The organism is Thomasclavelia sp., from assembly GCF_017889095.1.
Taxonomy (GTDB): domain Bacteria; phylum Bacillota_I; class Bacilli_A; order Erysipelotrichales; family Coprobacillaceae; genus Thomasclavelia.
On record NZ_JAGHEW010000083.1, the window covers coordinates 1 to 24,178 of the forward strand.

22 protein-coding genes, 1 other RNA gene, 1 pseudogene and 1 other annotated feature are annotated in these 24,178 nt (G+C 27.4%); of the genes and pseudogenes, 23 read left to right on the forward strand and 1 reads right to left on the reverse strand.

Going from position 1 to position 24,178, the window contains the following annotated elements:
• The 21 genes and pseudogenes from J7M77_RS03605 to J7M77_RS03705 form a co-directional block, all read left to right on the forward strand.
• Window positions 1-402 (forward strand): LytTR family DNA-binding domain-containing protein (locus tag J7M77_RS03605; RefSeq protein ID WP_296876095.1); only part of this gene is annotated, 402 nt, incomplete at its 5' end.
• Window positions 403-411: 9 nt separating this feature from the next.
• Window positions 412-825 carry a DUF3021 domain-containing protein gene (locus tag J7M77_RS03610; protein WP_296876096.1) on the forward strand — a complete coding sequence of 138 codons (414 nt, stop codon included), beginning with the start codon at window positions 412-414 and terminating at the stop codon, window positions 823-825.
• 74 nt (window positions 826-899) lie between these two features.
• Window positions 900-1,838: an ABC transporter ATP-binding protein gene (locus tag J7M77_RS03615; RefSeq protein WP_296876097.1), complete on the forward strand. Its 939-nt coding sequence runs from the start codon at window positions 900-902 to the stop codon at window positions 1,836-1,838.
• Window positions 1,838-2,953: an ABC transporter permease gene (locus J7M77_RS03620; protein WP_296876098.1), complete on the forward strand. Its 1,116-nt coding sequence runs from the start codon at window positions 1,838-1,840 to the stop codon at window positions 2,951-2,953. The genes J7M77_RS03615 and J7M77_RS03620 overlap by 1 nt, the downstream gene beginning before the upstream one ends.
• Entirely contained in the window at window positions 2,940-4,088 is a 1,149-nt protein-coding gene (locus J7M77_RS03625; protein WP_296876100.1) for an ABC transporter permease, read from the forward strand. Before J7M77_RS03620 ends, J7M77_RS03625 begins: the two co-directional genes overlap by 14 nt.
• A gap of 5 nt (window positions 4,089-4,093) precedes the next feature.
• A complete protein-coding gene (locus tag J7M77_RS03630; protein WP_296876102.1) occupies window positions 4,094-4,597 on the forward strand; it encodes a GNAT family N-acetyltransferase in 504 nt (167 codons plus the stop codon).
• A 137-nt stretch (window positions 4,598-4,734) separates the two neighbouring features.
• Window positions 4,735-6,213 (forward strand): glycoside hydrolase family 1 protein, encoded by a 1,479-nt coding sequence (locus J7M77_RS03635; protein WP_296876104.1) that lies wholly within the window; start codon window positions 4,735-4,737, stop codon window positions 6,211-6,213.
• Between the two features lie 49 nt (window positions 6,214-6,262).
• Window positions 6,263-6,348, forward strand: an RNA gene (ffs, locus tag J7M77_RS03640) — signal recognition particle sRNA small type.
• Between the two features lie 16 nt (window positions 6,349-6,364).
• The gene (locus tag J7M77_RS03645; RefSeq protein WP_296876106.1) at window positions 6,365-6,823 is read left to right on the forward strand and encodes a nucleoside deaminase; all 459 of its coding nucleotides are present in this window, start codon (window positions 6,365-6,367) and stop codon (window positions 6,821-6,823) included.
• Window positions 6,824-6,884: 61 nt separating this feature from the next.
• Window positions 6,885-8,729 carry a DNA polymerase III subunit gamma/tau gene (dnaX, locus tag J7M77_RS03650; protein ID WP_296876108.1) on the forward strand — a complete coding sequence of 615 codons (1,845 nt, stop codon included), beginning with the start codon at window positions 6,885-6,887 and terminating at the stop codon, window positions 8,727-8,729.
• 9 nt (window positions 8,730-8,738) lie between these two features.
• Window positions 8,739-9,332, forward strand: a complete 594-nt coding sequence (gene recR / locus J7M77_RS03655; RefSeq protein ID WP_296876110.1) for a recombination mediator RecR — start codon at window positions 8,739-8,741, stop codon at window positions 9,330-9,332.
• A 262-nt stretch (window positions 9,333-9,594) separates the two neighbouring features.
• On the forward strand, window positions 9,595-10,299 hold the full coding sequence (locus J7M77_RS03660) for a gamma-glutamyl-gamma-aminobutyrate hydrolase family protein (protein ID WP_296876112.1): 705 nt from the start codon (window positions 9,595-9,597) through the stop codon (window positions 10,297-10,299).
• A gap of 131 nt (window positions 10,300-10,430) precedes the next feature.
• Entirely contained in the window at window positions 10,431-11,051 is a 621-nt protein-coding gene (gene tmk / locus J7M77_RS03665) for a dTMP kinase (RefSeq protein ID WP_296876114.1), read from the forward strand.
• On the forward strand, window positions 11,048-11,989 hold the full coding sequence (locus J7M77_RS03670; RefSeq protein ID WP_296876116.1) for a hypothetical protein: 942 nt from the start codon (window positions 11,048-11,050) through the stop codon (window positions 11,987-11,989). Before tmk ends, J7M77_RS03670 begins: the two co-directional genes overlap by 4 nt.
• A gap of 12 nt (window positions 11,990-12,001) precedes the next feature.
• A complete protein-coding gene (locus tag J7M77_RS03675; protein WP_296876118.1) occupies window positions 12,002-12,811 on the forward strand; it encodes a stage 0 sporulation family protein in 810 nt (269 codons plus the stop codon).
• Between the two features lie 2 nt (window positions 12,812-12,813).
• Window positions 12,814-13,542 (forward strand): tRNA1(Val) (adenine(37)-N6)-methyltransferase, encoded by a 729-nt coding sequence (locus J7M77_RS03680; RefSeq protein ID WP_296876119.1) that lies wholly within the window; start codon window positions 12,814-12,816, stop codon window positions 13,540-13,542.
• Window positions 13,539-14,393 carry a 16S rRNA (cytidine(1402)-2'-O)-methyltransferase gene (rsmI, locus tag J7M77_RS03685; protein WP_296876121.1) on the forward strand — a complete coding sequence of 285 codons (855 nt, stop codon included), beginning with the start codon at window positions 13,539-13,541 and terminating at the stop codon, window positions 14,391-14,393. The genes J7M77_RS03680 and rsmI overlap by 4 nt, the downstream gene beginning before the upstream one ends.
• 133 nt (window positions 14,394-14,526) lie before the next feature.
• On the forward strand, window positions 14,527-15,837 hold the full coding sequence (locus tag J7M77_RS03690; RefSeq protein WP_296876123.1) for a polysaccharide deacetylase family protein: 1,311 nt from the start codon (window positions 14,527-14,529) through the stop codon (window positions 15,835-15,837).
• Between the two features lie 591 nt (window positions 15,838-16,428).
• On the forward strand, window positions 16,429-16,818 hold the full coding sequence (locus J7M77_RS03695) for a DUF4440 domain-containing protein (protein ID WP_296876125.1): 390 nt from the start codon (window positions 16,429-16,431) through the stop codon (window positions 16,816-16,818).
• Between the two features lie 37 nt (window positions 16,819-16,855).
• Window positions 16,856-17,054 (forward strand) — a binding site (T-box leader).
• A gap of 28 nt (window positions 17,055-17,082) precedes the next feature.
• Window positions 17,083-19,014 (forward strand): methionine--tRNA ligase, encoded by a 1,932-nt coding sequence (gene metG, locus J7M77_RS03700; RefSeq protein ID WP_296876127.1) that lies wholly within the window; start codon window positions 17,083-17,085, stop codon window positions 19,012-19,014.
• A gap of 76 nt (window positions 19,015-19,090) precedes the next feature.
• A pseudogene (locus J7M77_RS03705) lies at window positions 19,091-19,594 on the forward strand (AAA family ATPase); the annotation flags it as partial.
• Between the two features lie 268 nt (window positions 19,595-19,862).
• Here the strand turns inward: J7M77_RS03705 and J7M77_RS03710 are convergent.
• Window positions 19,863-20,453 carry an ECF transporter S component gene (locus J7M77_RS03710; RefSeq protein ID WP_296876129.1) on the reverse strand — a complete coding sequence of 197 codons (591 nt, stop codon included), beginning with the start codon at window positions 20,451-20,453 and terminating at the stop codon, window positions 19,863-19,865.
• A gap of 148 nt (window positions 20,454-20,601) precedes the next feature.
• On the opposite strand from J7M77_RS03710, the gene J7M77_RS03715 reads away from it, so the two are divergent.
• A complete protein-coding gene (locus J7M77_RS03715; protein ID WP_296876131.1) occupies window positions 20,602-23,145 on the forward strand; it encodes a GGDEF domain-containing protein in 2,544 nt (847 codons plus the stop codon).
• Window positions 23,146-23,235: 90 nt separating this feature from the next.
• Window positions 23,236-23,877, forward strand: coding sequence for a YggS family pyridoxal phosphate-dependent enzyme (locus J7M77_RS03720; protein ID WP_296876133.1), 642 nt, complete (start codon window positions 23,236-23,238; stop codon window positions 23,875-23,877).
• The last annotated feature ends 301 nt before the right edge of the window (window positions 23,878-24,178 follow it).

Genomic DNA, 24,178 nt, shown 5'->3' on the forward strand with positions numbered 1-24,178 from the left:
AATGATTTAGAAATAATTATCAAATGTAAGCAGGTAGATGATCAAGTAAAAAAAATCATTGATTATTTTGAAGATAAAATTAGTATTGTTGGAAAAATAAATGAACGAGTTTATCAAATTGATGTTAATGATATATTTTATTTAGAAGCTAATGAAGAAAAAGTTTTTATTTATGGCTTTGAAAAAGTATATGAATCAAATTTACGCTTATATGAACTGGAAGCAAAGTTAGAAAATTATAATTTTATTCGAATTAGTAAATCAGTAATTTTAAATTTAGATAAATTAGTAAGTGTCAAAGCATATTTAAATGGACGTTATGAAGCACTTTTAATTAATAACGAACGTGTTATTATCACACGTCATTATGTAAGTAACTTTAAACATAGATTTGGAATGTAGGTGATTGAAATGAAGCAAATGATTAATTTATATTTAAAAACAACTTGTATATCTTATACTTTTGTAATGATTTTCCAAACATTATTATATAGCTATAATCATAACCAAATTAATAATGAATTAGTTTTTTTAATCTTTTTGAGTTGTGCTGTTATTAACTTGTTGATCCATATTACTCATCATACAATCAATCATGACTGGTTAATTCACGTTATGTCAGTATTGGAAATTATAATAATTATCATTGGTGTTAATTTTGTATATGAAGGTGTATTAATCTTTGAGTTAAACCGGTTAATTGCAATAGCAAGCTTAGCTATTGCCTCTTATTTGTTTGTTATGGCGATAGTCTTTTTTAAAAATACTGATGATGCTAGAAAAATAAATGAAAAAATAAAAAGCAACCGCAAAAGCAACCAATAGTTGATAGAAAGTAAACTGAAAATGGTAGTAGCAACGAATAATTTTAAACTAAAATGAATTTAGGAGGAAGAAAGATGTATAAGATTATTGAGATAAAAAATCTAACCAAAAATTATGGTGACTTAATAGCCTTAGATAATTTTAGTCTTGATGTTTATCAAGGAGAAATCTTAGGATTATTAGGACCAAATGGTAGTGGAAAGTCAACTTGTATTAATACGATTTTAGGATTATTGAAGTATCAGCAAGGATCAATTAAAATATTTGATCAGCAGATGAGCCCTTCAGCTTATCAAATTAAACGAAAAATTGGAGTTGTTTTCCAGGATATTGCAGTTTTTGAAGAATTAAGTGTTTGGGAAAATATTGATTATTTTTGTGGTTTATATATTAAAGATAAAAAAACTAGAAAACAGTATGTTCAAGAAGCCATTGATTTAGTTAGTTTAAATGAATTTACAAAATTTAAACCAAAACAATTAAGTGGCGGGTTACTAAGAAGATTAAATATTGCTTGTGGGATTGCTCATAAACCAGAACTGATTTTTTTAGATGAACCAACGGTAGCTGTTGATCCTCAAAGCCGTAATAATATCTTAGAGGGAATCAAGAAATTAAATGAACAGGGGGCTACAATTGTCTATACCACTCATTACATGGAAGAAGTTGAACAGTTATGTAATCGAATTGTAATTATTGATAAAGGAAAAATTATTGCCAGTGGCAGTGTTGATGAACTTAAAAATATGATTAGTTTAGGTGAAAAAATAACTTTTGAATTAAAAGATAATGATTTAAGTTTTATTGATTTATTAAAAGAAAATCAAAATATAATTGATATTACTAATAATGATAAAACAATTCATATTGCTTATTGTAGTAAAGAAGATAATCTAGCTAAGTTAATTGACTTTTTAAAAATAAATCAGATTAGTTATATAAGCTTGTTTAGTGAACGTCCAACTCTAAATGATGTCTTTTTACAACTAACGGGAAAAGAGTTGCGTGATTAATGTTTATTAATTTCTTTAAATATCAATTAAAAATATTATTGCGTGATCGCGAGGTTATCTTTTGGACACTGGTATTTCCTTTAATTTTAGCGACATTCTTTAATCTTGCTTTTGCAAGACTAACTAGTGATGAAAAATTCGAAGCAGTTGATGTCGCTGTAGTAAAACGAGCAGATAATAGTTATTTTATCGATACTTTAAAACAATTAGACAATGATTTAATTAATCTACAAATTACTGATTTAGATAAAGCGAAGGCATTATTAGAAGATGAAAAAATTAGTGGTTATTATTTAGTTGATAATGATATAGAATTAGTTGTAAATAGTAATGGAATCAGTGAAACAATCTTAGAAAGTATTGTTAATGAATATTTAACAGTTCAAAGCACTGTTAATAATTTAGCTAAGCTAAATCCTGAAGTTCTAGCTAATAATATTTTAGCTACATTAAATCAAAATAATTTAATTAACAGAGAATTAGGAGATAACACTGATTTAACGGTAATCTATTTTTATTCTTTAATTGGGATGAACTGTTTAAATGCTAGTTTTTGTGGTTTAAGAACGACTAATCATATTGAAGCTAATTTATCGCGAAAAGGAACACGAGTTACGGTAGCCCCAATAGCTAAGATGATTACCGTATTATCAAGTATTTTATCAGCTTTTATCATTCAATTTATTAATATGATGATTTTGATGCTTTATTTGGTATTTGGCTTGCATATAGATTTTGGTAATCAGTTAATTTATATTATTTTACTTATTGCCATTGGCTGCTTTACTGGAGTTGGACTAGGAAGTTTTACTGGTAATCTTTTAAAATTTAAAAATAGTGATTTAAAAATAACTTTTTTAACTAGTTTTTCCTTAGTTTTATCATTCTTTTCAGGCATGATGGTATTAGATATTAAATATTGGATCCAAAATAATTTTCCAATTTTTGCTTATTTAAATCCTGTTAATTTAATTACTGATAGTTTGTACGCTTTATATTATTATGATAATTTAAATCGTTATATCACTAATTTAATTTGTTTAATTGTAATTAGTTTATTATTAATCATCAGTTCAATTATTGTCGGTCGGAGGAAACAATATGATAGTTTATAAAAAATATTTAAAAATTGCTTTAACCTACGGACCAGCTATTGCTATCTATACCTTAATTTTTCTAGCTTTAAATATTTTTATTGGTACTTTTAATTCATCATCAACTAATTATGAGTCAGCTAATATTAATATTGCTTTTATCAATCATGATAAAAATAGCAGTTTAATCGATGGTTTACAATCATACATGAGTAAACATGGTAATTTAGTTACTTTAAAAGATGATGATGAAGCAATGCGTGATGCTTTATTTTATCGCAATGTTGATTTAATTGCCATTATTCCTGAAAACTATCATGATGATTTTTTGGCCGGAAAAGATGTTGAAATTGAAATTTTAGAATCACCTAATGCTTATAACAGTATATATACTAAAAATTTATTAAATGATTATTTAAATTTAGCCAGAATTTATTTAAATAGTAATGTTAGTGAAACAAAAATGCTGGAATTAATTGAAACTGATCTAAATCAAAAAGTTTCAGTTTCTTTAGCTAATCAACAAAATGATATTGATTATAGTAAAGTAACTAACTATTATAACTTTACTAATTATATGATGATTACATTAACTCTTGTAATTATAACAATGATCATGGTTTCTTTTAATGAAGAAAAAATTAAACAAAGAAATTTAATTTCACCAGTTAGTTACCAAAAAATGAATCGCCAGTTATTACTTGGCAATTATACAGTTGGAATCCTGATTTGGTTTCTATATATTGGTTTTAGTTTTATTTTATATCCTGAAGCAATGATTTCTAAAAATGGAATATTATTAATTATCAATTCATTAGCTTTAGTAGTTTTTATTCAAGTATTTAGTTTTATGGTTGCTAAATTTACTAGTAATCGAGAAATTTTAAGTGGAATAGGGAATGTCTTTGGTTTAGGCTCAAGTTTTCTTTGTGGAGCTTTTGTACCCCAAAGTATGTTAAGTCCATTTGTTTTATCAATAGCTAAATTTTTACCATCATACTGGTTTATTAAAAATAATAACGAAATTGTAAAACTAACACGTTATAACTTAGAATCATTGCTTCCAATTATCATTAATATTATAATTATCTTAGCATTTGCATTATTAGCTTATCTAGCAATGCAAGTTGTAACTAGATTGAAGATAAAAAGGTGAAGATAATGGAAATAGAATATTACGAAGCAACTAAAGAGGATGCTAAGGCATATATTGAATATTTAAAAAAAATTGGCAGTGAAACTAATAATTTAACTTTTAGCTCTAATGAATTAAAAGTTAATGAGTTAGAAGAAATGACATTTATTGATGAAATTCATCAAAGTAAAAATTCAGTTATGATCTTAGCTAAAGATAATGATAAAATCATTGGTAATGTTAATTTAACTGGTAATACAAGAAGTAAAGTTAAACATCGGAGTAATTTAGGAATTTCAGTTTTAAAAGAATATTGGGGTCAAGGAATTGGCAGTAATCTTCTAGCGGCAGCGATAGGCTATGCGCTTGAAAATGAAATTGAAATTATTGAATTAGAAGTTTTAACGACTAATAAAAATGCGATTGCATTATATGAAAAATTTGGTTTTGAAACAATTGGTATTTATCCAAACTATTTCAAGATAGACGATCAATATGTTGATGCCAGATTAATGAATTTATATTTATAGTATTAACTACGAGCAAACTTTGCTCGTTTTTATTTATAAAATAGAAATAGATAAATAGAATAACTAGTAATTAAAAATAAGTATTGGTAATTTCTAAATAAAGTATATATAATTTTATTATCAAAGGAGGTATAGTAATGAGTTTTAGAGATGATTTTTTATGGGGTGGCGCTACAGCTGCTAACCAGCATGAAGGTGGTTATAATTTAGGTGGTCGTGGATTAAGTACTTTTGATGCTGTAACTGGTGGTGGTTATCAAATTCCTAGAAAAGTAACGTATCAAACTAAAAGTGGTGAAGTAGGTGAAGTGCCGGTTGATAGTACGATGACGGGACCAGTACTAGAAAATACTTTTGGTTATATTAAAGAAGGAGTTTATTATCCAAGTCATCAGGCAACAGATTTTTATCATCATTATAAAGAGGACATTGCTTTAATGGCTGAAATGGGTTTTAAATGTTTTAGAATGTCAATTAGCTGGTCAAGAATCTGTCCTCAGGGTATAGATGAAATCAATGAAGAGGGATTACAGTTTTATGATGATATTTTTGATGAGTTATTAAAATATAATATTGAACCAGTAGTTACTCTTAATCATTTTGATATGCCAATGTATTTAGCTGATCATTTTGATGGCTGGTTAGATCGTAAAGTAATTGATTATTTTTTGTTTTATGTAAAAACAGTGTTCAATCGTTATAAAGATAAGGTTAAATATTGGATGACTTTTAATGAAATCAATGTTTTATCTAGCTGGTGTCAAATTGGGATTCATAATAATGAACCTAAAAATCTATTTCAAGCTCATCATCATATTTTTGTTGCCAGTGCTAAAGCCGTTTTATTAGGACATCAAATTAATCCTGATAATCAAATTGGGATGATGGTTTCATATACGCCTAGCTATCCAATGACATGTAAAAGTGAAGATGTGATGGAAGCAATTAAATTTAATCGTCAAAAGCACTTTTATATGGATGTTCAAGTAAAAGGCTATTATCCAGAATACCAGTTAAAAGAATTTGAACGGAATCAAATCGAAATTAAGATGGAAAAAGATGATTTAGAAATCATAAAAAAAGGGACTGTTGATTTTATTGGTTTTAGCTATTATATGTCAACTGTTTCAACTACTGATCCTAATGCCAAGAAGACGGAAGGAAATCAGTTTATTGCTTATAAAAATCCTTATTTAGATACTTCAAAGTGGGGTTGGACAATTGATCCCTTAGGACTTAGAATTGCTTTAAATGAAATCTATGACCGTTATCATAAACCTATGTTTATTGTTGAAAATGGACTAGGAGCTCCAGATACAATCAACGAAGATGGAACCATCAATGATGATTACCGTATTGAATATCTAAAAAATCATATCCAGGCGATGAAAGATGCCGTTGAATTAGATGGTGTAGACTTGATGGGATATACACCATGGGGCTGCATTGATATTGTCAGTGCCGGAACTGGGGAAATGAAAAAAAGATATGGTTTTGTTTATGTAGAAAGATATGATGATGGTACTGATAATTTTTCAAGAAGAAAGAAAAAATCGTTTTATTGGTATGCCAAAGTAATTGCTACTAATGGGGAAGATTTAGCTAATAATAAATAAAATTTTAATAAAAGATTGCAATTAGTTTTAAGATAAGTTATAATCTTACTTGCCATTACAATAGGCGGCTTCGAACCATGTCAGGACCGGAAGGTAGCAGCATTAAGAATCACCGTCTATGTGTAGTGGTTTTTTAGTAAAAGGAGAATATATGGATCAAGATATAAAGTACATGGAAATAGCTTATCAAGAAGCTTTAAAATGTTTAGAAAAAGATGAAGTACCGGTTGGTGCTATAATTGTTAAAGATGATAAGATCATTGCTAGAGCGCATAATTTAAGACAAACTAGTAAATTAGCTACTGCTCATGCAGAAATTCTAGCAATCGAAACAGCTTGTAAAAAACTAGATTCCTGGTATCTTGATGAATGTGTATTATATGTTACTTTAGAACCATGTTTAATGTGTTCGGGTGCGATTATTAATAGTCGTATTAAGAAAGTTGTTTTTGGAGCTTATGAATCAAGATGGTTAGCTTTGACAACCATTTATGATACTGGTAAGCCCGTTAATCATAAACCAGAAATAATCCCAGGAATATTACAACAAGAATGTTCTACTGTTATTAAGGATTATTTTAAAAAGAAAAGAAAGCAGGATAAATGTTAAAGATTTTATCCTTTTTTTGTAGAGATTATAGTATAATAAGTAAGAATGAGGAGTGATAAAGATGTCATATAAAGCTTTATATCGTGCCTATCGTCCCCAAACTTTTAATGAAGTAGCTGGACAGGAACATATTATAACAACTTTAAAAAATGCAATTAAGGAAAACCGTATTGCTCATGCTTATTTATTTGCTGGTCCCAGAGGAACGGGAAAAACTACAGTAGCTAAATTATTAGCCAAAGCCTTAAACTGTACTGGTGAAAATCCACCATGTGATAATTGCCCTAATTGTAAAGCAATTACTGCTGGAGTTCATCCTGATGTTATTGAAATCGATGCTGCTAGTAATAATGGTGTTGATGAAGTTCGTGATTTAATTGATAAAGTAAAATATGCACCAATCAATGGTAAATATAAAGTTTATATTATTGATGAAGTTCATATGATGTCACCAGGTGCTTTTAATGCGTTATTAAAAACTTTAGAAGAACCACCAGCTCATATCGTTTTCATTTTAGCGACTACGGAACCTCATAAAATATTACCAACGATCATTTCCCGTTGTCAGCGTTTTGATTTTAAAAAGGTTGATAACCATGATATTGTTTCTAGATTAGAATATGTCTTAAAATCCGAAGATAAACACTATGAGCCTTTAGCTTTGGAAATGATTGCTAAACTAGCTGATGGGGGAATGAGAGATGCTTTAAGCATTTTGGAACAATGTTTAGCTTTTAATAATGAATTAACAGTTACTAGTGTTAATGAAGTTTATGGTTTGTTATCAATAGATAACAAAATAAACTTTATCAAACAGCTTTTATCTAAAGATATTAAAGGGGTTTTAGATTCTTTAGAAAATATGTTAAGTGGCAGTATTGATATTAAACGTTTAACTTTTGATTTAATTGATGTATTAAAAGATGTAATTATTTATAAAAATACTCAAGACTCTACGATTTTATTTGTACTAACTAAACAAGATGTTGATAATTTAGCACCCTATATTTTAGTAGATGAAGCATTTGAGATTATTGATATCTTATTAGAAGCTAGCTCACATTATAGTCAGTCAGTTAATGCTAATACTTATTTTGAACTGGCGATGCTTAAAGTTTGTAACAAGATAAAAGATGAAAATCGAAAAGAAGTTGAAACTGTTACTAAGGTAAAAGTAGAACCAGTAAAAAAAGTTGCAGTAGAAGTTGAAAATAAACCAGATATATCATCTGTTATTGAGTCAAATGAAGCAGACGATGATAATTATGATGAATATCCACCAAGTGATTTTAATTACGAAGAATTACCAGTAATTACTCCTGATTCCATTGAACCGGTGAAAGAAAGTATAAATGTAATTAAAGAACCAGGCACACCTCAAGTTATTCTAGATGAAAAAGAGGTTGTAAGTAAAAATGAAAATGTTAATGTCGAAGTTGCTTTTGAAGATATTTTAAATATTTTAGTTCAGGCTAAAAGACCAATTTTAAATGAAATCAAAGAAAAATGGTCAGTTATTGCTCGTTATCGTTTTAATTTAAATACTGCTAAATTTGCTTCAATGTTATGTGATGGAACACCTGTTGCTGCTTGTAAAGGTGGAATTATTATTACTTTTGATCATCAGCCTAATGTAAATGAAGTCAATGAAACCAAAAACTACTATCAGTTAAAAAACTTTTTAAGTGAGATTTTAGGAGAAAACTACGATTTTATTGCCATTAAGAGTGAAAAATGGCCAGAACTTAGAAATACATATATTGAAATGATGAAATCTAATCGTTTACCGACAGCTAAACCAATTGTTTTAAATCATATTGGTGAAAGAGAAGATGAAACAAAATTAAATGATGCTCAGTCTTTAGCTGTTAAGCTGTTTGGTGATTTAGTTGAATTTGAAGAATAGGAGAAAGATATGAATTATCCACAAGCTTTTCAAGACTTAGTTGATTGTTTTAAAAGATTACCAGGAATTGGTGGTAAAAGTGCTGAACGTTTAGTTTATCATGTTTTAACAATGGATAAAAAATATGTTGATGAATTTGCAAAAGCATTAGAAGAAATCCATGATAAAATTCATTATTGTAAAAAATGCGGTCATATTTGTGAAGGAGAGTATTGTGATATTTGCATGGATCCTGATCGTGATCAATCAACTATTTGCGTAGTTGAAGATTCTAAAGATGTTTTTGCCATGGAAAAAGTTAAAGAATATCGGGGTTTATATCATGTTTTACATGGCGCTGTATCAATCATGGACGGCAAAACAATCGACGATTTAAATATAGCTTCTTTATTTGAACGTTTGGATGATAATGTTAAAGAAGTAATTATCGCTACTAATCCAACTCGAGATGGAGAAACCACAGCACTGTATCTTGCTAAGTTATTATCAAAGAAAAATGTTAATACTAGTAGAATTGCCAACGGCTTACCAATTGGCAGCAATATTGATTATGCTGATGAATTAACATTATTAAAATCATTGGAAGGACGCAAAAAAATATAAGCATCTCATATAATTTTATGAGGTGTTTTTTTATGAAAAAAATAATCATTGCAATATTAAGAGCAATACTAACTTTATATATTGCTAATTTTTTTACTAATGATTATTTCAGTTATAATCTTTTTAATCTTCTTATTTTATCAATTTTATCATTTCCTGGATTAATTATTATTTATCTTTTATCAATAATATAAATATATTAAATTGGCAATTAAAAGTGTTTTTGATATTATTAATATAGTAATTTAGTAGGAGTGATTATATGAGTAGACCAATTATTGGAATTGTAACTAAGCATCCTGAATTAAAAGAAAAACAAAAAGCTTATATCTATATCAAAGATGAATATAAACAAGCAATTTTTGACAATGGTGGTATTGCTATTGGAATTTTACCTGTTGACCAGGAAGTTTATTATTGCATTGATAACTGGGATGAATATTATTTATCAAAAGAAAATCGTAATAAATTATATGCACAAATTGATTTGTGCGATGGTATATTATTACAAGGGGGCTTTCGCAGCGATCAATATGAGCCATTGATTGCTAGATATTGTTATGATCATGATATTCCATTATTAGGTATTTGTGCTGGACAAAATTGTATGTCACGCGCATTTGGAGGTACAACTAAACCAGTTGCCGATTTAAAAAAGCATAATAATAGTAAAAAATATGCTCATGATATTAATATTGATTCTAATTCAAAATTTTATCAAATAGTTAAAACTGAAAAAATGGCTGTTAATTCCTGGCATCATCGAAATATTACAGATTTTCAAGAATTAAAAGTTGCTGCTTATTGCGAAGATGGATATCCGGATGTAATTGAAGCTAAAAATAAAATGTTTTATCTTGGGGTGCGTTTCCATCCTGAAGTTTTATATTTAGAAGATCAAAATATGCAAGCTATTTTTATTAGTTTTATTGAAGCTTGTAAAAAATATCAAGAAAGAAAAAAGTAATCTATGATTGTTTCATAGGTTACTTTTTATGTTGGAATCAAAGTTTTTAATGAGTTAATTAAAATGATATTTGTCAAGCTATATGTTATAATATAGAACGAAAGTTTGATATAAATTGGAAGGAAGAAAATATGAGAGGTAAGTTTATTACATTTGAGGGACCAGATGGTAGTGGAAAAACAACTGTGTCTAAAATAGTATACAAAAAGCTACAAGAGCAGGGTTATCCGGTTTTACTTACAAGAGAACCTGGTGGGATTGATATTTCTGAACAAATTCGAAATATCATTTTAGATAAAAAAAATGTTATGATGGATGTTAGAACAGAAGCATTATTATACGCAGCAGCAAGACGCCAGCATTTAGTTGAAAAAGTGGAACCAGCTTTAGCTCAAGGTTATATCGTAATTTGTGATCGTTTTGTTGATAGTTCACTTGCATATCAAGGCGTAGCTAGAAATATAGGTATCGATGAAGTATATCAATTAAATTTATTTGCAATTGGAAATATTAAACCAGATGCAACTATTTTCTTTGATTTACCTTATGAAGTTGGTTTAGCAAGAATTAGTCAAAGTGATCGTGTTGGTGATCGTCTTGATTTAGAATCAAATGATTTTCATAAAAAAGTATATGAAGGTTATATGACAATTTGTAATAAGTTTGCTAATCGAATCACTAAAATTGATGCTAATAGATCTATTGATGAAGTTGTTGAACAAGTAATGAATATAATTGAAAGTAAAATATGAAAGAATACTTAAAGAAAAATCAGCCTAAATTTTATAATCTAATTAAAAATGAATTCAGCGCTAAAAAAATTCCGCATGCATATTTATTAGTGGGAGATAATACTAAAAAGCCATTAGATTATTTAGCTATGTCACTTATTTGCGATGAAGTTCTTGCTTGTGAAAAGTGTAATGATTGTCGCAAAGTTAAAGAAAATAAATATGGAGATATAATTAGATTAGATGGTAAAATTGCATCAATAAAAAAAGGTGATATTGAATATATCCAAGATACTTTTAAAAAATCATCACTCGAAGGAAAAGCTAAAATATATATAATCGAAAATATTGAAATATCAACTAAAGAAGCAATGAATACATTATTAAAGATGCTAGAAGAACCAACACCTGGTATCTATGCTATTTTTACTACTAATAATGTTAATCGGGTTTTACCAACGATTTTATCAAGATGTCAAATTATTGATATTGTTCCTGATAGTAAAGAAATAATTTGGCAATCATTAGTTAATGATGGCATTGATAAAGAGTCAGCTAAAGTATTAGCATATTTGTCACCAAGTATTCAAATTGCTAAAGATATTTTTGATGATCGATTTGAATATATGCTTGTGGAGGTAATGAATTTTATTGAAGATTTGTATACTAAACGAATGAATCTAATAATAAATGTTCAAACTAATTTGTTAAGAAAATATAAAGAGCGAGATGATATAAAGTTATTTTTAAATATGTTATTATTAGCAATGAAAGATATGTTTCACGTGAAACATAATCAAGAACTTGTATATCTCAATCATTATGATTTTTTTAATCAATTTAATATTGATGAAGATAAATTGATCAAACAAATAGAAATTGTGTTAGAAACACTTTACACAATTGAAAGTAATGCAAATCTATTACTATTAATGGATAGCATGATGTATCGTTTATAGAAAGGAGAGTATATGGAAAATCTTAAACTGGCAAGTGTCAAATTTAAAAGTGCAGGAAAAGTTTATTATTTTTCTACTGATATAGAATTAGAAAAAGGTGAGTATGTTGTAGTTGAAACTGCTCGTGGTGTTGAATTAGGGGAAATATCTCAAGAATTAAAATCAATAGAGGAATTTAATTTAGATACAGAATTAAAACAAATTAGCCGTCGCGCAACCAAAAAGGATGTTGAAGCATATCACAAAAATTTAGAAGATGCTAAAGAAGCTCTAGTAATATGTCGTGACATTGTAGCTCGATATGATATGGATATGCAATTAACTAATTGTGAATTTACTTTAGATAAAGCCAAAGTAATTTTTATGTATACTTCAGACATTAGAGTTGATTTTAGAGAGTTGTTAAAAGAATTAGCTACTGTTTTTCGTTGTCGAATTGAATTAAGACAAATCGGACCTCGCGATAAAGCTAAAATTATTGGAGGAATTGGAACTTGTGGATTACCACTTTGCTGTGCTTCTTTATTAGGAGAATTTAATGGGGTATCGATTAATATGGCAAAAAATCAAATGCTTGCTATTAATATTGATAAAATTTCTGGAGCATGTGGTCGGTTAATGTGTTGTTTAAAATATGAAGATGATGTTTATTCTTTAGAAAAACAGCGTTTTCCAAGAATTGGCAGTCGTGTTCGATATGAAGATAGGGAAGTAAAAGTGCTTGGTTTGAATATAATTAATGATTTAGTCAAAATTGATAATAATGGTGCAGTTATTTTTGTAAAACTTGATGAAATTAAATTTAAACAAAAAGGTAGCTAGTAATGTCTAAAGAAGTTATTAATTATTTATTAGCTTATAAGAATATGAAAATTATCCAAAGAAAAGATATGTTTAACTTTTCTTTGGATACTGTTTTATTAGCTAATTTTTGCACTATTAATAAAGATGTCAAACATATTATTGATTTTGGGACTAATAATGCTGCTATTCCTTTATTATTGTCAAGACGGACTAATCGAATGATTACTGGAGTTGAAATCCAGGAGGAAGCAGTTGAACTAGCAAGAAAAAATGTCTCTTTAAATAACTTAGAAGAACAAATAAATATAGTTCATGATGATATAGCCTGTTATGTAAAAAAAGCGCCTAAAGTAGGATTAGTTGTTTGTAATCCACCTTTTTTTCGAGTTGATGAAGAAAGCAATTTAAATGAAAATGAATATTTGACTATTGCTCGCCATGAAATAAAAATAGATTTAGAGGGCATAATTAAAGCAGCGGCTTTTGTCTTAGACAATAAAGGTCGTTTTGCAATGGTACATCGTCCTGATCGGATGATTGAAATATTAAATTTAATGCAAAAATATGATATTGAACCTAAGAGAATTAGATTTGTTTATCCTAAAGTGAATCGTGATAGCCATGTTTTATTAATTGAAGGAATGTATAAAGGAAAAAAAGGGTTAAAGATTGAGCCACCTTTATATGCTCATAATGATGATGGCAGCTATAGTGATGAAGTAAGAAAAATGTTTGGAGAGGAAATATGATAAGACAAAAGAGTTTTGAAAATAAACAATCAAATTTATATCTTGTAGCGACACCAATTGGAAATTTAGAAGAAATCACTTTTCGAGCAATCAATATCTTAAAGGAAGTTGATTATATTGGGGCTGAAGATACTCGTAATACAATAAAATTATTAAATCATTATGATATTAAAACTAAGTTGATTTCTCATCATGAACATAACTTAACGCAGTCGATTCCTAAAATTATTGAATTATTAAAACAAGGCAAAAATATTGCTTTAGTTAGTGATGCGGGATATCCAGCTATTTCTGATCCTGGTTATGAACTAGTAAAAGAAGCGATTAAACATAATATTAATGTTATTCCTGTAAGTGGGGCTAATGCTTGTTTAGATGCTCTGGTTGTATCTGGTATAGCACCACAGCCATTTATATTTTTTGGCTTTCTTGATCATCAGGATAAAAAGAAAAAGAAACAGCTTGATAGTTTAAAGAAATATCAAGAAACAATTGTATTTTATGAATCTCCACATCGGATAAAAAAGACATTAAAACTGATGCTGGATATTTTTGGTGATCGTCAAATTGCATTATGTCGTGAAATTACAAAACGTTATGAAGAAATTATTCGTGGGACTATTGGTGAGGTATTAGATATTTGTGATGAGTTAAAAGGAGAAATGGTTATTGTTGTTTCTGGTAGTGAGGAACTAGAAGAAGAAGTAGTATCACCGGAGGTTATAATTGAAAATGTTGATCAATATGTAGCTAAAGGAATGAGTGTTAAGGATGCTATTAAAGAAGTTGCTAAATTAAGAAAAATTAATAAAAATGAAGTTTATGCTATTTATCACCATCATAGTGGTTAATTATTGCTTTTTTCTATAAAATACTTTCTTAAATGTTTCACGTGAAACATTTAAGAATTATATATTTGTAATATTTCAGCATTTGATTTTATAAGATAAATAAAGTATGATAAAGCTCGGAAAGGATGGTAATATGGAATATAGATACAGAAGAAGTAGAAGAAGTAAAATGAGAAAACAACCAATTATAATTTCTTTATTAGCACTAGCTATTGTTGTTACTGGAGTATTTTGGTTTTTGAACAAAGATGGAAAATATGACAAATATCGAAAGTATGATGAGGGTAATAAAACCTTTGGCGAGGTAGAGCATTATGAAAAGGATGATGATAACTTTTTCATATCACTTTATTATCCAAAAACTAAAATTGACAAATTAGATAAAATCATTGATAAGTATCGTAAAGATTTTGTCGATAATCAGAAAACGGATAAAAAAGAAAAGACAATTCTTTATATGGATTACTCAATCGAAAAAGTATATGATGAATTTGTTAATCTTAAATTAACAACTAAAAAATTTGACGAAGAAAATAATTTATTAGAAAAAGTTGAGAAAATATATTGTTATGATAACGGTAAAGGAAAAATATTGACGGTTAAAGATGCATTAAGAAATAATTTTAAATCATTATTATCAAATATAAATGGAATTGATAAAGTAGATGAAAATAGTGAAAATATTGTTGTGAATAAAAGAGAACTGTTAATTTATACAAGTAATGATTTAAAAAATAAGATAGAGATAAAATATCAAGAGAACAAAAATGCAATTAAACTTGCAAATAAGAATATCCCTTCAAATGCACCTTTGGATGTTGCTGCACCAGCAGCCGAACCAGAAATTGATCCAAATAAAAAAATGATTGCAATTACGTTAGATGACGGTCCACATAAAACTAATACATTACGTGTTGTTGAAATGTTTGAGAAATATAATGGTAGAGCAACTTTCTTCCAATTAGGTAAAAATATTGAATTATATCCTGATGTAGTAAAAACAGTCTATGAACATGGATTTGAAATAGCTAATCACTCTTGGGATCATCCTGATTTAAGAAAGAAAGATAGTGCTGGAGTAAATCAACAAGTTGCGGACACTCAAGATATTATCTTTAAAATTACTGGTGAAGAGCCAAAATTAATTAGACCACCTTATGGTGCATTTAACGATAATGTTAAATCAGTAATTTACAATAATGGAATGCAAATTGCTTTATGGTCAGTTGATACTGAGGATTGGAAATTGAAAGATGCAAATAAAATTAAAGATGCTATTTTAAAGAATGCTTTTGATGGTGCGGTAGTTTTATTACATGATATTCATAATTTCTCTGTTGATGGTTTAGAAATGGCCTTATCTGAATTATCACAGCGCGGTTATCAATTTGTTACTTTAAGTACATTACAAAAATATAAAGAATTAAAACAAGTAATTCGTTAATTAATCCTAAAACTGGTAAACTATTGTTTATCAGTTTTTTTATGAATAAATATAATAAACTATAATTCTTTTATAATAAGAAAATATTATAGTAGATATATATAGGTAAAAAAATGTTGTACGAAAAGTTTTAATAAATTAATTTTTAAAATATCACAAGTAACTATACTGATAACGAAAGTAAAATTAAAATTGATTAATCAAGAATTAAAATTTTGAAACAATTAAATATTTATATGATCTTGCCATTATAAGGGTGATTTGTAATTATTTGAATGATATTTATTATCCTACAATTAATGGTTGCGTAGTTTTTAATTGATTATAGCAGTAATATTATCAACATGGTGAAAAGGTAGATGTATCAGTAGAAATTTAAATTAGAACTATCGCTATGGATTGTTAATCATAAGTTGTGTTATAAAAAGAATAGTAATGTAAAGATTGGAATTAAAGGTGGATTGAAAAATTGTGCTTAGATAATGATTAAAACTGATTTAAAAATACAAAAGATTTATTAGAAATTAATAATATATTATTAAAATGTTTCACGTGAAACGTTTTAGTGGTAAAATAAATAGAGGTGATTTTATGGAGATAATTAAAGAATTAATTAGACAAGCAGATATAGCCATTAAAAATGAAGATTTCGACCACTTGATGGATTTTTATAGTGAAGATGCAATTCTAGTAGTTCGACCTGGCAAGATTGCTAGAGGGAAGCAAGAAATTAAAGAAGCTTTTATTAAAATTGCCAAATATTTTGATAATAGCATTGTACCAACTCAAGGAAAAATGGAATTTTTAAAAGCTGGTGATACCGTTTTAGTAATCTCACAAACATTATTAGAAGCTAATAATGCTGATAGTAGTGAATATAGTATGGATAGAAGGGCAACCTATGTTTATCGATTAATTAATGATCAATGGTTATGTGTGATTGATAATTCTTATGGAACAACAATATTAGATGAAAATTAAATTGACTTTAGGTGAATTGTTTGTTAAAGTTATGAATAGAAAAGCGAAGATGGGAAAATGTTAAAGTGGAGCTGATAGAGAATTAGTGGCTGGTGGAAACTAATAGCAAAGCTTTAAGTGATGGGCCTGGAGCTGTTATCTCGAATAATTAAAGATAACCGTTTAGCTTGCGTTAAAAGTATTGAGTGACACATTTTGTGTAAAAAAGGTGGTACCGCGATTATTTCGTCCTTTTATTAAGGACGTTTTTTATTTGAAAGGAGAATGACGATGAAAGACAATAAAGATTACTATTTAACAACCGCAATTACTTATACATCTGGTAAACCGCATATTGGTAATACATACGAAATTATTTTGGCTGATGCTATTGCTAGATTCAAGCGTCAAGAGGGATATAATGTTTATTTTCAAACCGGAACTGATGAACATGGACAAAAAATTGAATTGAAAGCTAAAGAAGCTGGCATCCCACCAAAACAATTTGTCGATGAAAAGGCTGGAGAAGTTAAAAAAATTTGGGATTTAATGAATACAACTTATGATCGTTTTATGAGAACAACAGATGAATATCATAAACGTCAAGTTCAAAAAATGTTTAAAAAATTATATGATCAGGGAGATATTTATTTAGGTCATTATGAAGGAAAATATTGTACTGCTTGTGAATCATTTTTTACAGAAACACAATTAATTGATGGTAAATGTCCTGATTGTGGTGGAGAAGTACATGATGCTAAAGAAGAAGCTTATTTCTTTAAATTATCAAAATATCAAGATCGTTTAATGAAACATATTGAAGAACATCCAGAATTTATTCAACCAGTTTCTCGTAAAAACGAAATGGTCAATAACTTTTTAAAACCTGGATTACAAGATTTATGTGTATCAAGAACTTCATTTAAATGGTCAATTCCAGTTGATTTTGATCCTAAACATGTTGTTTATGTTTGGATTGATGCACTAACAAATTATATAACTGGTCTTGGTTATGATGTTGATGGTAATCATGGTGAGCTATATAAAAAGTATTGGCCAGCTGATTTACATCTAATTGGTAAAGATATTGTAAGATTCCATACAATTTATTGGCCAATCATGTTAATGGCTTTAGACATTCCTTTACCTAAACAAGTGTTTGGGCATCCTTGGTTATTACAGGGTGAAAGCAAAATGTCTAAATCAAAAGGAAATGTTATTTACGCTGATGATTTAGTAGATATTTTTGGTGTTGATGCAGTTAGATATTATGTTTTAAATGAAATTCCTTATGATAACGATGGAAGTATTACTTGGGATTTATTAGTTGAACGAATCAATTCGGATCTTGCCAATGTATTAGGAAATTTGGTTAACCGTACAATTGCGATGGCTAATAAATACTTTGATGGTGTGATCAATAATCCTAATGTTAGTGCTCCAGTAGATGAAGAATTAAAAGCAGCAGCTTTACAAATGCCAAAAAATGTAATTAGTAAAATGGATGAATTTAAATCAGCTGATGCTTTAAATGCAATCTTTACATTACTTAGAAGAACTAATAAATATATTGATGAAACAACACCTTGGATTTTGGCTAAAGATGATGAACAAAAAGATCGTTTAGCAACTGTAATCTATAATTTAATTGAAAGCATTCGCTTTGCAGCAATTGCTTTAATTCCATTTATGCCAGAAACAGCAAATAAAATCTTGGATCAAATTAATACTGATAAACGTGAATTATTAGAATTAGATCATTTTGGTACATACGCATCAGGAACAAAAGTAGTAAAAAAACCAGAAATGTTATTTGCTCGCTTAGATCCAAAAGAAATTGAAAAGAAAGTTGAAGCTTTACAAAAACCAAAAGTTGAACAACCTAAGGAAACTAAAGAGTTGATTACTATTGATGATTTTAGTAAAGTTGAATTAGTTGTAGGTACCGTTGAAGAATGTAAAAAGCATCCGAAGGCTGATAAATTATTGGTTTCTCAAATTAATATCGGTAGTGAAGTTAAACAAATTGTAAGTGGAATTGCTGATTATTATAAACCAGAAGAATTTGTAGGTAAAAAAGTAATTGTTGTTGCTAATTTAAAACCAGCTAAATTACGTGGTGTTGAATCACAAGGAATGATCTTAGCAGGTGATAATAAAGATTTATTAGAAGTTATTAGTGTTAATGATTTACCAAATGGAACTAGAATTCATTAATAATATTGACTTGAAAACAGTACATTTTCATTGTACTGTTTTTTCTTAAAAAGAATTAGCTAAAAGAAGGAAAAATAAAATGAAAAGAAAAATAATAATATTAAGAGGACCATCAGGTAGTGGTAAAACTACAATTGCAAAATTATTAAAAGATCATTTTAATAAAGATTCATTATTAATATCACAAGATGTAGTTCGTAGAGAAATGTTAGGACTTAGCGATGGTGAAAACACGTTAACAACTGATTTATTGATAGATCTTATTGAATTTGGAGCTAAACATCAACAAATAATTATTTTAGAAGGAATTTTAAGAGCAAAATGGTATCAAAAGTTATTTGATCGAATTAATGATTTATTTATGCAAAATATTTACGCTTACTATTTTGATTTACCGTTTGAAGAAACAGTTGTTCGTCATCATCAGCGTATTGAAAGAAATGAATTTGGAATTGAAAAAATGAAGGGCTGGTATAAAGAAAAAGATTATTTAGATAATCTTAATGAAAAAATAATTACAAAAGAATTATCGATAAAACAAATCTTAACCTTGATTATTAATGATGTAAATAATGACTAATTTCATTATAGTCAATGATTTTAAAATCATCTTAAATAGATAAGATTAAAGGTATATTGAAGATTAATGTATCATTTATTTGTAATAAAATGGTAATAAAAAATGAACTTTAACACAAGTTCATTTTTTTATAATTATTTAGAAAGTAAAATTATAAAAATATTGTTAATTTTCTTGAATATTTTAGTAATTTATGATTATAATCAAGTTAGAAAAATAACAAATTTATCACATTATAAAACACAATAGATAATGATTTAAATTATTATTAAGATTTAGGAGATAGCTTAGATAAAATACCACTTTTTTCAAGACGAGGTCGAATTAACAGATAGATACTGCTTGCAAGAATCACTGTTAGAATCGCATTAACTGATGTCGTAATGGCATTCCAGCTAGCTAATGTTAATGCAGCTTGTTGTGGGGCTTTTAATAGATAAGCATTATAAAAATATCCCAATATAGGTTCACCAATTACATTAAAAAGCATTCCACCTAAACATGCTAAAACGACATAAATAATTAGTTTTGAATCATTTTTACGATTTCTAATTTTAAAGATACGATGAGCAATCAAGCCAGTTACTAGCCCAATACATAATTTTAAAATGATCGTTTTGGGTGCATAGGTAACATAAATAGGATCAAGCAAATCACCGATTCCCATACCAATAGCACCAGCAAGTCCACCAGGAAGCCCACCTAGTAACAAAGCGGCTAATACGCAAAAAGTATTACCTAGGTGAAATGATGTTGTACCACCAGGAGTGGGTATCTTGATTTGTAAAAAAGTAAACGAAACGTATGCTAAAGCAGCCATTAGACCAATAATACAGATTTTGATTATTTTATTGTTCAATTTTTATTCCTCCTTAATTTTAATGTATCATATCATTATTCTGACGTGTAAAAAAGACACAGTTTTTTCTATTTTAATAAAGACAGAGATTTATAAATACTTAATTAATTTAATATAGTTGAACTTAGATATGAGGGAGAGAACTAAGATGAAAGTAAACGATATTATTAAATTTGCTAGTAAGTTAAAAACTGAATATAAAAGCGTCTTTGAGATAATCAACAACACAATAATTATAATTGATAGTAATTTTCAAATTTTATTCATGAATAAACAAAATGATCACTATCTGAATTTTCACGTATTAGAACAGTTAGAAAAATTTAAAGATTCCAATAAAGATATTTTTGAGTGGATAGAAAGAATAGACGAAAAATCAACTATAAGAATTGTAGCTACCAATATATATGATTTTGAAAATAATCATATTGGCTTTATTCTCGCAATTGATAATATTAGTGAATTAATGAGATTAAAAAAAGCTCGAGCAATTGACAACGACTTATTTAAAACTACATTAAATAAAGCTAGAATTTATTTATGGGAATATGATATAAAAGAAAAATCAATTAAATCACTATTTTGTCCTGATAATGCTGAGTTAGAAATATTGGATAATGATAAGATTTATTATAATATTCCAGATAGTTTAGTAGAGATGAATATTATTGATGAACTTGATAAAGAAAAGATTAACGAATTACATAAAGATATTGTAAATGGTAAATTAAATAATCAGATAAAATTAAAGATGCGAGATCATTATGGAAAACAGCAGTGGATAAAATTAAATTGTGCAACAATATTAAATCAAAAAAATGAACCAGTTAAATCAATTGCAATTGTTGAAAATATTGGATCATTAGTTCAATTACAAACTAAATATGAAATAGAGCGAGAATATCGTGAGGTACTAAGTGAAGAATCTTTAGGATACATAGAAGCTGACTTATTGAATAATAAAATAATTAGTACTAGATTTAGTGATAATATTTTTATTGATTATAAAGCTGACCTTACCTATGATCAATTTATTATTTTACTTAGTAATATTGCTATTACCGGAGAACAAGAAAAATTAGTACATGAGTTGAATAGTATTAAATTATTAAAGGATTTTAGAAATAATAAACGTTATCTAAAACTTGAGTATCAATTACTTAATCGTAAAACTAAGAATTATCATTTTGTAAGAGTTGTTGTTTTTCTAATTACAACCAAGGAAAATATTTATAGTTGTTTATATTTTAAAGATATAAATGATACTAAAGTAAAAGATTTGGATTTAAAGAAAAAAGCTGAGTTAGATTCATTAACTGGTTTATATAATCGTAAATCAATTGAAATAAAAATAAATCAGTATATTAAAGAACAGCCAGAACATAAATTTGCAATCATGATTTTAGATATAGATAACTTTAAACTAATTAATGATAATTTTGGTCATTTATATGGTGATGCTTTGTTGTGTGAAATCGCTAGAAAATTAAAATCAATTTTTAGAAGTGATGACTGGCTTGCTCGTATGGGCGGTGATGAATATTTGATTATTATGAAAAATATACCTAATATTCAAATTGCTACTGAAAAAGCAAAAGCAATTTGTAAAATGATTGAAAAAGAATATGGACATAATCAAATAAAAGTAAAAATTTCTATTTCAATCGGAATTGCTCTTTATCCTGATCATGGGAATAATTTTGAAGAATTATATTTGCATAGTGATCAAGCTTTATATCAGGTTAAAGATAATGGCAAAAATGGTTTTTACTTATATGACAAAAAAATCAATAATCAGCTATATTCGTTAGAGGAAAGAAAAAAAACAATTGATAAAAGAACTAATAATTTAGCAATCAATAATATAAATAACTATATTTTTAGAATCTTGCATGCAACTAAAGACTTAAAAACAACTATAAATGCAGTATTAGAATTACTAGGAATGCATTATGATATGAAACAAAGTCTGTTAATAATCAAAGATCTACAAAAAAATAAATATCGAGTTATCAACTCATGGAAATATGATAATGAGATAAAAAATAGTTTAGTTAATATTTTGATGTCTAAAAACAACTTAGAATATTATAAGTTGTTTAATGAAAATGGTATTTTATGGATTGATGGTATTAATAAATTAGATGAAAATAATGTTTTAAAAAAGATATATCAAGGAAGTAAAATAAATTCAGTTATTCAATGTATTATTAAAAGTGATGATCGAGTAATTGGACTTTTAAGTTTAGAACATCAAGATCTTTATCATTACACTAGTGAAGATCAAGAAAATATTTTATTAGTGATTTCAATTATTACTACTTTCGTTATCAAAAGGCATTATGAAGAAGAAAAGAAAATAGCTAAAAAATTTATTGGTAATATTTTTGCTTTTCAAAAAAATAGTGTTTATTTAGTTGATCGAGAAACATTACAATTACTTGATTACAATGATAGTTTAAAGAAACATTGGAAAAATATTCAGTTAGGTAATTATTGTTATCATGAACTGTTTGGTATACATCGTCAATGTAATGATTGTCCGTTAAAAAAGATAAATGACTCAAATGATCACTATAGTGATACTTTTGACTACTATGGAACTGAATTAAAAAGAAGTACCCAAATCATAAAATGGATAACAGGTAATGAATTAGCAATGATTTCATGGACAGATGATAAAAAGAATTAAATATTTTAGATATTAATAATAAAATTTGTTTCTAGAAGTGGTATACTTATCATGATAAATTAGAAAAGTTAACTTCTGGGAGGAATTTATATGATCGTAAATGAAATTGCCGTTAAAAATATTTTAAACGAGTTAAATCAAGCTAAATTAGTTGCTGCAACAAAATATGTTGATTATCATGAAATTGAAAAATTAGAAGAACTAGGTGTTAGTATTTTTGGCGAAAATCGAGTGCAGGCATTTCTAGAAAAATATGAGCATTATCATGGTAAAGGTGAATTCCATTTTATTGGGACTTTACAACGTAATAAAGTTAAATATATTATTGATAAAGTAAGCCTAATTCATTCCATTGCTAGCTATTCATTAATTGATGAAGTTGAAAAACAAGCTAGTAAACATGATTTAAAAATGCCCATCTTGATTCAAGTAAATATTGCTAAAGAAGAAAGTAAACATGGTTTTGAAATAGAAGAAATCGAAACAGTATTTGAGTATTTGAAAAAATGTCCTCATTTGATTGTCAAAGGATTAATGATGATGGCACCTAATATTGATGAAAAACAAACAACTGTTTATTTTAAACAAACTAAAGAGTTGTTTGATCATTTAAAACTAAAATATCCTGAATTTCCATTAACTGAGTTATCAATGGGAATGTCTAATGATTATCATGAAGCCTTAAAGTATGGTGCAACATTAGTTAGAATTGGTAGTGCATTATTTAAATAAAAGAATATTTGATTAAGCAAGTATCTAAAAGGTGCTTGCTTTTTTATATAAATATAATTAATAATCAAAATTATTTTAATTGATTAGCAAAAGGAATAATTCAAAAAAATTAAAATAAAAAAAGAAAAAACACTAAGTGCGGTTGTATATAGATAGTAGAGGAATAAATTATGTAGTATAATATCTTTAGATTTAATGATTTATTCTTCTAGTTTAGATAGAAAGGAGTAGATTATGAAATCAGAAATTAAAAATGATTCAATTTTAAAGCATCATCTAAAAAAAGCTGTTAATTTTGTAG